Consider the following 12,008-nt stretch of genomic DNA (forward strand, 5'->3'; position numbering starts at 1 on the left):
CAGCGGACGGCGTCGCCGCCCGCGTGAAGTCAGCGCGGGTTGAGCGCCGTCCAGGACGCGACGAAGGCCTCGGCCCGCCCGGCGATCTCAGCTGCGGTCATGCCCGGCTTGTAGAGCGCCGATCCCAGCCCGAAACCGGCGACGCCGGCCTCCAGGAAGGGCTTCATGGTGTCGGGAGCGATGCCGCCCACCGGCAGCAGCCGGGTGCCGGCCGGCAGCACGGTGCGGATCGCCTTGACGATGGTCGGGTTGATCTGCTCGGCCGGGAACAGCTTCAGCGCGTCGGCGCCGGCCGCCAGTGCGGCAAAGGCCTCGGTCGCCGTGGCGACGCCGGGAACGCAGGCCAGACCGGCGGCCTTGGCGGCCCGGATCACCGCGGTGTCGGCATGCGGCATCACCACCAGATCGGCGCCGATCTCCTTGAGGCGGGCGACCTGCGCCACCTCTAGCACGGTGCCGGCGCCGACCAGCGCGTCCTGCGGCAGGATGCGGCGGATGGCAGCGATGCTGTCGAACGGCTCCGGCGAGTTCAGCGGCACCTCGATCAGCCGGAAGCCGCGCTCGTAGAGGGCGCGGGCGGCGTCCTCGCATTCGACGGGCTTCAGGCCGCGCAGAATGGCGACCAGCGGCAGGGCGGCGAAGGCGGCGTCGAGCCGGGCCTTCAGGCTTTCTTCAGACATGAGTGTCCTTTCCGGCCGGCGGCGCGATCAGGCCGGCGGCGATGGCGAACTGGAACAGCCCCTTGGGCGCGGTGTTCTCGAGCCGGGCGGTGGGCTCGATGCCCAGCAGGGCTAGGCCCTGGACGTAGCGGCGGCACAGCATGCCGTCGCCGATCAGCAGCAGCGGCCGGCCGCTGCCCAGCGCCGCCCCCATCCGATTGAGGCCGGACACCATCTCGTGCCCGATCAGCAGGCCGGACAGGAAGTCCTTCAGCAATTCCGGCGCCATGCGGCGGGTGATGCCGAGCGTGCGCGCGGCGAAGATCTGGTGTGTCAGGTCGCCCGGCCCGCTGGCCTGCGCCGCCTGCACGCCGTCGGCGAAGGCCGCGTCGCGGGCGTCCGCATCGGCCCCTGCCTCAATCTCGGCGTCCGCCGGCATCAGCCGCCCGAGGATTGAGTGCTTGGTCAGCACGGCGAACAGCTCGCCGGTCATGTAGGTGGCGAAACGGGTCATCCGCCCGTCCTGGATCTGCACCCATTTGGAATGGGTGCCGGGCAGCACCATGCAGGCCTCGCGCGCCCAGTCGGGGCGGTCGGCCAGCACCCCGGCGATCTGGATCTCCTCGCCGCGCAGGATGTCGGGCGGCGCGTCGGGCGGGGCGTAGGTGACGCCGGGGGCGATGAGGATGCGGACGCCGGCAGCGCTGTCCACCGCGATGGCGTGCAAGGCGAGCGTGCCGGTGTCGGCCGGGCAGGCGACATAGGGCGCCTCGACCCAGCCCTGGGCGCTGCCGACCATGCCGCCGGCTACCACCGGGATGCCCGGATTGCCGGCCAGCCAGTCGCCGCACAGCTCGGCGAAGGCCTGCTCGAAGCCGGGCAGGCCGGGCTGCGGCAGATTCTGGATGCCGTGCGCGTTGGCGCGCTGCTCCAGCACCGTGCCGGCGCCGTCCATGAGGAATCCGCGCAGACTGGAGGTGCCCCAGTCCAGCGCGATCAGGGCCGCCCCGTCGCGCTTCCGTCCTGTTTCCATCCCAATTCCTTCGATATCGCGCCGGCCGCCGCACGGACGACCGGTCCGAGTTCAGCCATCCGTTCGTCCGGCATGTAGGGCACCGCGCTCGCCACGCTGATGGCGGCGACCACCTGATTGCTGATGTCGCGCACCGGCGCGCCGACGCAGCGGACGCCGATCTCGTTCTCCTCGAGGTCGAGCACCCAGTCCCGCCGCAGGAAGCCCGCCATCAGCTTTTCGTATTTCGGCCAGGGCAGCGGTCCGGGGCGTCCGCCCACCGTGTCCGGCGCCGTCGCCACCGCGTCGTGCAGCTCGCGCCAGCGCGACGGCGGCATCCCCAGCATCAGCGCCTTGCCAATGCCGGTCGAGGCCAGCGGCATGCGCAGGCCGACGCGAGAGCGCATTTCCAGCCCGCGCGTGCTCGGAATCTTGTCGAGATAGAAGACCGCGTCGCCGTCGACCACGCCGAGATGGACGGTGTCGCCGGTGCGCTGGGCCAGCGCCTCGATGTGGGGCCGGGCCAGCGCCACCAGCGGCCGCTGCTCCAGCGCCTTCATGCCGAGTTCGATCAGCTTCGGTCCCAGCAGATAGCCCTTGTAGGGGACATGGTGCAGGTACCCCTCCGCCACCAGGCTGTTCAGCATGCGGTGGACGGTGCTGCGCGGCGTGTACAGCCTTGCGGCGATGCCCTTCACTTCGGTCGTGCCGGTCGCCACGCACTCGATCGCCGCCAGCCCGCGGAGCAGGGTCTGCGTTCCGGCGGCCTGCCGCCTTTCGGGCGTGGCCGGGTCGATCGCGTCAACGGGCTGGGTCATGGGATCGGTTCTGGTGGGCATTCGTGTCGCCTCGATGACGGGACCTTAGTGGCCGCGTTGTATGTTGTCAAATCCAACATAGATGATGCCACATAGTGAGACATATATAAAGAAGGCAATATGACGTGTTGACGCAGCCATTCTTGACCAGACCGCTCTCCGTCCCTACTATCCGGGAAATATTGAGAACTGTATCTCAATATTTGAGACAATAGGTGTGTTGGGTGCGGACCATACCGCGCTCCGCGGTTTTCAACGATGGCAAGGAAGGGCTCACGCATGTTCGGTGATCTGAAAGGCCGGCGCGTTCTGGTGACGGGGTCGACCCAGGGAATCGGTCTGGCGGCGGTCGAGGCGTTCGCCCGCCACGGCGCGCTGGTCGGCATGAACGGCCGCAAGGCACCGGCCGACCTCGACCCCACGCTGGCCCGGCTGAACGCGCTGGACGGCGAGGTCGCCTTCCTGCCCGGCGACGTGTCGTCCAGCGAGGGGGCCAGGCGTCTGGTCGAGGATTTCGTCGCCCGCTTCGGCGGCATCGACGTGCTGATCAACAATGCGGGCGGTCTGGTCGCGCGCAAGCCGCTGGAGGAGATCGACGACGCGTTCTTCGATGCGGTGACCGACCTGAACGCGCGCTCCGCCCTGATGGTCACCAAATACGCGCTGCCGCACCTGAAGTCGTCCGCCACGCAGAGCGGCACCACCGCATCGGTGATCCTGGTCGGCTCGGTCGCCGGTTACACCGGCGGCGGCCCCGGCGCCGGGCTGTACGGTGCGGCGAAGGCGTGGCTGCACAACATCCAGAAGAACTGGGTGGCCTTCCACACGAAGGACGGCATCCGCTTCAACACGGTGTCGCCCGGCACCTTCGACACCGCCTTCCACGCCGACAAGGACACGGACACCAAGGCCCGCATCGGCGCCGGCTTCCCGATGGGCCGCTTCGGCAAGCCGGAGGAATGCGCGCCGACCTTCCTGTTCTTCGCCTCGCACGCCTGCAGCGGCTACATCACCGGACAGATCCTCGACGTCAACGGTGGCCAGTACATGCCCTGAGGCTGCCGGTCCGGCGATCCGCATAGACCTTGAGGCCGCAGTCTGCCTTCGCCTGAACCGAAGGCAGACTGCGGCAAAGCCACATTGTGACGTTCCGCCGCATCGATCAAGCTTGTCCCAGATACGAAGGACGAGAGGACAGGAGGACGGAGCATGGCCCTGCTGGATCGCGACAACGCCGAGGCCGATGGCAAAGGCCCGATGGCCGGGGTGGACCGCCGACTGCTGGTGGTGGCGCTGGCCCTGGCGCTGCTGACCCTGCTGGCGGTTCTGGACCAGTACCGGCCGACGCCGGGATCGGCGCTGCCGGTGGATTGGCAGCTGCCCGGCATGGAGCTGCCGCGGACGGTGCCGATGGCGAAGGCGCCCAGCCCCCGCCCGGACGAGCTGCTGGGGGCCGACTGACGAGGTTTCCGCTCAGCCGGCCGGCGGGCTGTCGCTCCCGTCGCCGAGCGGCCGTTCCATCAGCACGCCGTCCAGCCAGCGGCCGAACTTGAAGCCCACGGCGGGCAGGATGCCGACAGGACGGAAGCCGCAGGCGCTGTGCAGGCCGATGGAGCCGTGGTTGGCGCTGTCGCCGATTGCCGCGATCATCCGGCGGTAGCCCGCCGCCTCGCACATCTCGATCAGCGGGTCCATCAACGCCCGGCCGATGCCGCGCCGGCCCATGCCGTCGGCGACATAGACGGAATTCTCCAGCGTGAAGCGGTAGGCGCTGCGGGTGCGGTACAGGCCGGCATAGGCATAGCCGACCAGCCGTCCCTCGCACTCCGCCGCCAGATAGGGCAGCCCGCGCCCAAGGATGTCGGCGCGGCGGCGGGCGATCTCGGCCTCGTCCGGCGGAATCTCCTCGAACGAGGCGGTGCCGTGCAGCACATGGCGGGCGTAAAGGGCGGTGATGGCGGGAATGTCGGCGTCGGCGGACGCCCGCACGGTGATGGCAGGCCCGGCAATGAAGACCATGTGAATCAACTCCGGTCAGGACGGTCGGCGGGAAGAAGAAGGGCGCAGACGGTCGCCAACCCGCCGCCGACGCCGAGAAGCGCGAAACCCCAGCCCCAGCCGGCACCGGCTGCGCCGCCGGCCCGATCCAGCACCAGGCCGACCGCCAGCGGCGCCGCACCTCCGGCGCCGAAGCCCAGGATGGAGCGGACGGCGAGCGCCGCCCCCAGGCTGCCCGGTTCGACCGATTCGGTCATCGCCGTCGACAGCACGGGGGAGTCGCCCAGCGCGGAGAAGCCGTAGAGCGCCGCCACCGCCAGGACCAGGGCCAGCGGCATCCCGTCCATCCAGCCGATGGCGAAGGAGCAGGCGGCGCCCAGCACGCCCATCGCCACGAGCACTGCCCGCCGGCCCAGCCGGTCGGATGCGCGTCCCATCAGCAGCGACGACAGGAAGCCCGAGAGATGGATGGCACCGGCGATCCACAGCCCGCGCATGCCCGCCCCGTCGCCGCCGGCGCCGGCCAGACTGGCGGTCAGAAAGGCCGGCAGCCACGCCCACATGCCCAGCAGTTCCCAGCAATGGGCGGTGTAGCCGGCGGTCAGCAGGAAGGACCGGCGGTCGGACAGGAACCGGAAGGCGCCGCGCAGCCGGCGCGCTCCCCCGCCCGCCACCAGATTGGGTCGTCCGAGCAGCCCCGGCGTGGCGAGCAGCGCCGCCAGCAGCGGTCCCAGCCCGCAGGCGATGAAGGCGGCCTCGTAGCCGAACCGCTCGGCCAGCCCGGCGGCGAGCGCGATGGAGGCGAAATAGCCGAGCGACCCCGCCGCCAGCAGCCAGCCCACCGCAGCACCGCGCCGTTCGGCCGGCACGCCTTGCGCCACCAGCATGATGGAGGGGGCATAGGTGCCGCCCTGGGTCAGTCCCATCAGCGCGAACAGCAGCAGTCCGCTTTCCGCCGAGCGGGCGAAGAAGGCGAAGGCGATGCCAGTCAGCGCCGTCGCCCAGCTCGCCCACAGGAAGACGCGCCTGGCGCCCAGGCTGTCGGCGAACCAGGAGGAGCCCACCAGCGACAGGGCGTAGCCGACGTTGAAGGCGGTCTGGATCGACCCGGCCTCTCCCGCCGACATGCCCCAGGCCTGCATCGCGGGCACGAGCGCGCCGGCATAGACCATGAAGGACAGCGAGGTGGCGAAGCGGCTGGCGCAGAGCAGCACGAACCAGATCGGTCGGGGCGCTTCAGCAGGAGCGGGGGCGGGAGTGGCGATGGCGGCGGTCGTCATGCCCACACCGTCGCGGACCGCCGGGGAAAAGGCAAATTTATTGATCTGATCGAAATCATAAGGAAGACTGGGGGTATGCGTGGCCTTAACCTCGACCAGCTCATCACCTTCGCGACCGTCGTCGAGCATGGCGGCTTCACCGAAGCCGCCGGGCGGCTCGGCCTGACCCAGCCGGCGGTCAGCATGCAGATCCGCAATCTGGAGGAGCGCTTCGGCGTGCGGCTGGTGGAGCGGGTGGGCAAGCGCGCCCTGCCGACCGCGGCCGGCCGCGACCTGCTGCCCTTCATCCGCCGCCTGCGCGAGGAGATGGAGGCGGCATCGGCCGCCATGGGGCGCCACCGTGCCGGGCAGGTCGGGCGCGTGCGCATCGGTACCGGGGCCACCGCCTGCATCTACCGCCTGCCGCCGATCCTGACCGCCCTGCGCAACGCCTATCCCGGGCTGGAGATCATCGTCGTCACCGGCAACACGCCGGACATCCTGGATGCGGTGGAGGGTGGAACGCTGGATCTGGCGCTGGTCACTCTGCCGGCCGGCCGCCCCGGCCTGTCCATCGAACCGGTCTGCGCCGAGGAGCTGGTCTGTGTCGGCCCCCGCGGCGACGCGTCACCGCCGGATCGGACCGTCGCGCCGGCGGCGCTGGCGGATGAAACGCTGATCCTTTACGAGCGCGGCGGGACCATGCGGGCGGTGATCGACGGCTGGTTCATGGCCGGCGGCATCCAGCCGCGCCCATCGATGGAGCTGGGCAATGTGGAGGCGATCAAGAACCTCGTCGCCGCCGGGCTCGGCCGGTCGATCCTGCCGTCGGTCACCGTGGCGGGGCCGCAGGATTGCGACCGGTTCGCAGTACAAGCTCTGACGCCGCCATTGATCCGCACCCTGGGGTTGGTGTTGCGGCGTGACAAAGTGCTCGATGCCGGCGTGCGGGCAATGGTGAAGGCGATCACTGATATGCGGTAACGACATCGATTGCATTTCGGGATATCGCAATCGTCCGGAATATTGCTTTTGGAAGGTTTACATCGGCTTTGGGCATTGCGCACTCTCGACGAATGAGCGTTTCGTTTTTCTTTGGGCGCCTATGACCAAACAGCCGTCCGTCCCGAACGAGCCCGCCGATAACCGAACGGGAGCCGGGCCGGATTCGCCTGCTCGACCGGACGCGGAACTGCTGGCAAGGCTGGAGGAGCTTGAGCGGGAGAACGCCCGGCTCCAGTCGGCGCTGTCCACCGCCTACAGCGGCCGCGACGACCTGCTGACTGTCACGGCGCTGAATGAGGATCTGCGCACCGCCTTCAACGCGCTGGAGCGCAGCCGCACCGCCCATGCCGACAGCGAGAGGCGGCTGCGCGCGATCCTCGACAGCGCCATCGGCCACGCCATCCTGACCCTGGCGCCGGACGGCCGGATAACCAGTTGGAACCCCGGCGCCGTCCGCATTCTGGGCTGGGCCGAGGAGGAGGCGAGGGGACAGCCGGTCGACATCCTGTTTCCGGCGGAAGAGGTCGCCGCCGGCGCGCCCGACGCCCTGCGGGTCCGCGCGCTGGCCGAGGGCCGCATCCAGGAGGAGCGTCCGTTCTGCCACCGGGACGGCTTCGCCGTCTGGGGCGCGCTGACCATCCTGCCGCTTCAGGGCGACGAGGAGGGATTCCTGTGGATCCTGCATGACCGCTCCGACGAGCGGCGGATGGAGGAGGCGATTGCCGACGTGCGTCGGCGCGCGACCGACATTCTGGACAGCATCGACGAGGCGCTGGTGGCGCTGGACGGCGATTACCGCGTGATCTACCAGAACCGCCGTGCCGAACAGCTCGACCACCAGTCGCTGTCGGCGATGCGCGGCCGACTGCTGTGGGAGGTGTGGCCGCAGCTTGCCGGGTCGGACCTGGAGGCGCTGTGCCGTAAAACGATGACGGAGCGGCAGCCGACCAGCATGGAAAAGCGCTTCGACGGCGAAGGCACCACCCTGTGGCTGGAGATCCGCTTTCTGCCGACGGCGGAGGGGGTGGGCTGCTTCTTCCGCGACATCACCATGCGCAAGCGGGCGGAGGAGGAGGCCCGTGCCTCGCACGAGCGGGCGGTGAAGATCCTGGAGAGCATCAGCGACGCCTTCTATGCCGTCGACCATGACTGGCGCTTCACCTACATCAACCGAAAGGCCGAGCAGTTGTGGCGGCGGTCGCGTGAGACTCTGCTCGGCCGCCGTATCTGGGAAGCCTTCCCCAAGGTGGTGGGCAGCGAAGCCTTCGAAGCGCAGAAGCAGGCGGTGCGCGAAGGGCGGGAGATGACCATCGAGGTTCTCTCTCCCATCCTGGGCGACTGGGTGGAGATCAGCATCTATCCCAATGCCGACGGGCTGTCCGTCTATTTCCGCGACATCACCGCCCGCCGGCAGGCGCAGCAGGCGCTGTTGCAGGCGAAAGAAACGGCGGAGGCAGCCGCCCTCGCCAAGGGCAAGTTCCTGGCCGCGGCCAGCCACGACCTGCGCCAGCCGTTGCAGGCGCTGCTGCTGTTCGTCGACGTGCTGAAGCCGCATGTCCAGGGCAGCCAGGGCGCCACCGCGCTGATGCATCTGGGCCGCGGGCTGGACGCGCTGAAGGAGCTTCTCGACAGCCTGCTGGACATGTCGCGGCTCGATGCCGGCGTTGTCCAGCCCAACATCGAGAGCGTGTCTGTCGCCCCGCTGTTCGACCACATCGCCGCCTCCTACCGGCCGGTGGCGGCGGCCAAGGGGCTGGAACTGCACGTCCTGTCCTGCAACGCCGCGGCCCGGACCGACCGCACCCTGCTAACCCGCATGGTGCGCAATCTGGTGGAAAACGCCCTGCGCTATACCGAGAGTGGGCGGATCGACATCGAATGCCGGCGGGCCGGCGCGCGGCTGCTGATCGAGGTGCGCGACACCGGCATCGGCATCCCGCCCGACCATCTGGAACGCATCTGGGAGGAGTTCCATCAGGTCGGCAACCCGGAGCGCGACCGCAACCGCGGGCTTGGGCTTGGGCTGGCCATCGTGCGGCGGCTGTCGCTGCTGCTGAACCATCCGGTGGACGTGACCTCGAAGCCGGGGCAGGGGACCAGCTTCGTCATCGCCCTGCCACTCGGCCGCAAGGTCGAGACGGCGGTCACCGCGGCGGAGGCGGCGACCGCCGGTCGCGGCCGTTTCGCCGTGGTGGTCGACGACGACGCCATCGTGCTGCTGGGGCTGGAGACGATCTTCCGCGAATGGGGCTATCAGGTGCTGGTCGCCGGCTCCGCCCAGAAGGCGGTGGAGGGGTTGAGCCGCATGGGCCGCCGCCCCGACCTGATCGTCGCCGATTACCGGCTGCGTGAAGGGCGCTATGGCACCGAGGCGGTCGCCCGCATCCGCGCGCTGTATGACGATCCCGGCAGCGCGCCGGTCCCCGGCCTGATCCTGACCGGCGAGACCGGTCCGGAGTGCGAGCGCGACGCCGCCGCCCATGGGCTGGGCATCATCCACAAGCCGGTGACCCCGCGCCAGCTCAGCCACGCGCTGGGCGAACTGCTGGGAACGCCGTAGGAGAGGCGGGGCGCCATCCCCGCCGACCTCATCCCCGCCCGTCCAGAAAGGCGCTCAGCTGCTCGCCAGCCTGGATGACGTGGCGCACAACGATGTCGCAGGCGGCGTCCGCATCGCCGGCACGGCAGGCCGCCAGCAGGGCGTGATGCTCGTCCTGTGAGCGGGGATGGTAGCCCAGCGCCGAGAACTGGAAGCGCAGATAGCGGTCGGCGGCGGAGAGATGCTGCTCCACCAGCGCCAGCAGGCGCGGCCGGCCGGCGCGGGAATAGAGCGTCATGTGGAAGCGCCGGTTCAGCTCCCCCATGCGGCCGGGATCGGCCTCCGCATCCATCTCCGCGATCAGCTCCGCCGCCAGGGCAAGGTCGTCCGCCGTCAGATGCGGCAGCGACAGCCGCAGGGCCGCCGGCTCCAGCGCTGCCCGGATGGCGCCGATGTCGGCCGAATCCTCCGCCGAGATCTCCGCCACCACCGCACCCCGGTGGGGATGGAACTCCACCAGCGCGCGGGCCTCCAGCTGGCGCAGGGCCTCGCGCACCGGCATGCGGCTGACGCCGAAGGCGGCGGCGAGATCCTCCTGGCGCAGCGGGGCGCCGGCCGGAAGAACCCCCTCCAGGATCGCCTCGCGCATCGCCGCCTCGACGAACTCGGTCGCGGTGCGGAAGCGCGGCCGGTTGCGCGCGATCAGCACGGCCAGATCGGCAAGGCGCGCATCGGAGGGTCGGGAATCGGGAAGCTGGGACATGCGGGGACCTGGGAGGTGAGAAAAACGCTTGCCTGGATATTGGATCCAATTTACCTGTCGGATCCTCTCCTGTCCATGCATGCGAAAGGACCGGCCATGACCGGCTCGTCATCCGCCGACCAGACCGTCTCCGACGCATCGCGTCGCGGCCTGTCGCCCTCGGCGCTCGCCACCGGCGGTCTGGTGGCGCTGGTCGGCTATGCCAGTTCGGTCGCGGTGGTGATCCAGGGGCTGGCGGCGGTCGGGGCGGACACGGCGCAGATCACCTCCGGGCTGGTGGCCGTCGGCTTTTCCATGGGGCTGTCGGCGATCTGGCTGGCCTCGACGCAGCGAAAGCCGATCAGCGTCGCCTGGACCACGCCGGGCATGGCGCTTCTGGCGGCGACCGGGCCGGTGGCCGGCGGCTTTCCGGCGGCGGTGGGGGCCTTCCTGACGGTCGGTGCGCTCATCATGGTGGCGGGGCTGTGGCGGCCGCTCGGCCGCTGGATCGGGGCGATCCCGAAGCCGCTCGCCAACGGCATGCTGGCCGGGCTTCTGCTGAAGCTGTGCCTGGCACCCTTCATGGCGATCGGGCAGGCGCCGGGGCTGGGCCTGCTGGTGCTGGCCACCTGGGCGGTGGTCGGTCGCTTCGCCCGGCTCTATGCGGTGCCGGCGGCGGTCGCGGTGGCGCTGGCGGCGATGGCGATGAACCCGCCGGTGTCGGGCGCGCTGCCGGCCGACCCCTGGCCGACGCTGTCGCTGGTCGCCCCCGCCTTCACCTGGGAGGCGCTGGTCGGGCTGGCCCTGCCGCTGTTCGTCGTCACCATGGCGTCGCAGAACATTCCCGGTCTGGCGGTGCTGGCGACCTTCGGCTACACGCCGCGGGTGCCGCCGGCCTTCCTGGCGACCGGCTTTGCCTCGGCCCTGACGGCGCCGCTGGGGGCGCCGACGGTCAATCTGGCGGCGATCACCGCGGCGATGTGCGCCGGCCCCGATGCCGACCCCAGGCCGGAGCGGCGCTGGCAGGCCGCCGTCACCGGCGGTGTCGGCTATATCGCGCTGACGGCGCTGGCGGCGGTCACCGCCACGCTGGTCACCCGTTCGCCGCCGATCCTGATCGAGGCGGTGGCCGGTCTCGCGCTGATCGGTGCCTTCGGCGGTTCGCTGCTGGCGGCGGTGCAGGCGGAGGAGGAGCGCATCCCCGCCCTGGTCACGCTGCTGGTGACCGCGTCCGGCCTGTCCTTCTTCGGGGTCGGATCGGCCTTCTGGGGCCTGCTGTTCGGCGGGGCGATGCATGTGCTGCACCGGTGGCGCCCCGCCAAAGCATAAGAGGCCTCAGCCCTGCTCGATCAGGTCGGCGCAGGCGTTCACCGCGGCGGCGGCGTAGGGGCGGATGCGCGGCGGGATCTGCGACGGGTTGATGCCCGGCCCGAGGATGCCGACGCCGACCGGCTTCATGAACTGGAGCTGCAGGTCGATCAGGCTGCCGATGACCGCATGGCCCATGACGTTGCCATGTTCGGTCTCGCCCCGCTCGATGATGCCCAGCGCGACCGCGCCGGCGACATCCTCGCGCATCAGCAGGCGCTTGATCGCCAGCGGCTTTTCCATCGAACCGGGAACCCAGACCTCCGCCACGATGCCGAGGCCGCGGCTGGCGGCGACGGTGCGCGCCTCGTCCAGCATCTCTTCCACCTCTTTGCGGTGGAACCGTCCGAGCACGATGCCGATGTTGCTCACCCTCTGCTTCTCCCATGGTCGCGGTGTAACGTCCGTCCAAACTGTCGCGTCGCCGCGGAAAGCGCAAGGGCCGTCGCGCGGCATCCGGAAGGGGCGCGCCGGCACGAAGATTTCCGTCCGGCTTTATAAAGTTTCCTGGGTAAATCGCGCCGCTTTGCGGTGATGCCCAAGCGTCCGGCAAGCAGACCGGGGACAAACCTTATGGATAGGCCCACGCTCGTCCTGCAAGCTGTTGC

General features: G+C 70.0%; 12 protein-coding genes. 5 read left to right on the forward strand and 7 right to left on the reverse strand.

What is annotated here, in order from left to right; genetic code table 11:
• Positions 1–29: 29 nt before the first annotated feature.
• The 3 genes from ABNQ38_RS32825 to ABNQ38_RS32835 are packed head-to-tail and all read right to left on the reverse strand — an operon-like array spanning position 30 to position 2,468.
• Entirely contained in the window at positions 30–680 is a 651-nt protein-coding gene (locus tag ABNQ38_RS32825) for a 2-dehydro-3-deoxy-6-phosphogalactonate aldolase (RefSeq protein ID WP_377810464.1), read from the reverse strand.
• Entirely contained in the window at positions 673–1,692 is a 1,020-nt protein-coding gene (locus ABNQ38_RS32830; RefSeq protein ID WP_377810465.1) for a 2-dehydro-3-deoxygalactonokinase, read from the reverse strand. Before ABNQ38_RS32830 ends, ABNQ38_RS32825 begins: the two co-directional genes overlap by 8 nt.
• Positions 1,656–2,468 (reverse strand): IclR family transcriptional regulator, encoded by an 813-nt coding sequence (locus ABNQ38_RS32835; RefSeq protein ID WP_377811134.1) that lies wholly within the window; start codon positions 2,466–2,468, stop codon positions 1,656–1,658. Before ABNQ38_RS32835 ends, ABNQ38_RS32830 begins: the two co-directional genes overlap by 37 nt.
• Before the next feature lie 300 nt (positions 2,469–2,768).
• Between ABNQ38_RS32835 and ABNQ38_RS32840 the strand changes: the two genes are divergently transcribed.
• Entirely contained in the window at positions 2,769–3,545 is a 777-nt protein-coding gene (locus tag ABNQ38_RS32840; protein WP_377810466.1) for an SDR family NAD(P)-dependent oxidoreductase, read from the forward strand.
• A 153-nt stretch (positions 3,546–3,698) separates the two neighbouring features.
• Positions 3,699–3,950 (forward strand): hypothetical protein, encoded by a 252-nt coding sequence (locus ABNQ38_RS32845; RefSeq protein WP_377810467.1) that lies wholly within the window; start codon positions 3,699–3,701, stop codon positions 3,948–3,950.
• A 12-nt stretch (positions 3,951–3,962) separates the two neighbouring features.
• Here ABNQ38_RS32845 and ABNQ38_RS32850 read toward each other — a convergent pair whose 3' ends face one another.
• A complete protein-coding gene (locus ABNQ38_RS32850) occupies positions 3,963–4,508 on the reverse strand; it encodes a GNAT family N-acetyltransferase (protein WP_377810468.1) in 546 nt (181 codons plus the stop codon).
• A 5-nt stretch (positions 4,509–4,513) separates the two neighbouring features.
• A complete protein-coding gene (locus ABNQ38_RS32855) occupies positions 4,514–5,767 on the reverse strand; it encodes an MFS transporter (RefSeq protein WP_377810469.1) in 1,254 nt (417 codons plus the stop codon).
• Positions 5,768–5,842: 75 nt separating this feature from the next.
• Between ABNQ38_RS32855 and ABNQ38_RS32860 the strand changes: the two genes are divergently transcribed.
• Positions 5,843–6,730 (forward strand): LysR family transcriptional regulator, encoded by an 888-nt coding sequence (locus tag ABNQ38_RS32860; RefSeq protein ID WP_377810470.1) that lies wholly within the window; start codon positions 5,843–5,845, stop codon positions 6,728–6,730.
• Positions 6,731–6,851: 121 nt separating this feature from the next.
• Positions 6,852–9,311: a PAS domain-containing protein gene (locus ABNQ38_RS32865; protein ID WP_377810471.1), complete on the forward strand. Its 2,460-nt coding sequence runs from the start codon at positions 6,852–6,854 to the stop codon at positions 9,309–9,311.
• Positions 9,312–9,339: 28 nt separating this feature from the next.
• Here ABNQ38_RS32865 and ABNQ38_RS32870 read toward each other — a convergent pair whose 3' ends face one another.
• Positions 9,340–10,053: a GntR family transcriptional regulator gene (locus ABNQ38_RS32870; RefSeq protein WP_377810472.1), complete on the reverse strand. Its 714-nt coding sequence runs from the start codon at positions 10,051–10,053 to the stop codon at positions 9,340–9,342.
• A 96-nt stretch (positions 10,054–10,149) separates the two neighbouring features.
• Between ABNQ38_RS32870 and ABNQ38_RS32875 the strand changes: the two genes are divergently transcribed.
• Positions 10,150–11,361 carry a benzoate/H(+) symporter BenE family transporter gene (locus ABNQ38_RS32875; protein ID WP_377810473.1) on the forward strand — a complete coding sequence of 404 codons (1,212 nt, stop codon included), beginning with the start codon at positions 10,150–10,152 and terminating at the stop codon, positions 11,359–11,361.
• 6 nt (positions 11,362–11,367) lie between these two features.
• Here the strand turns inward: ABNQ38_RS32875 and ABNQ38_RS32880 are convergent, their stop codons facing one another.
• Positions 11,368–11,772, reverse strand: coding sequence for a 6,7-dimethyl-8-ribityllumazine synthase (locus tag ABNQ38_RS32880; protein ID WP_109447523.1), 405 nt, complete (start codon positions 11,770–11,772; stop codon positions 11,368–11,370).
• Between the last annotated feature and the right edge of the window lie 236 nt (positions 11,773–12,008).

Source organism: Azospirillum sp. A29, from assembly GCF_042604625.1.
Classification (GTDB): Bacteria; Pseudomonadota; Alphaproteobacteria; order Azospirillales; family Azospirillaceae; genus Azospirillum; species Azospirillum palustre.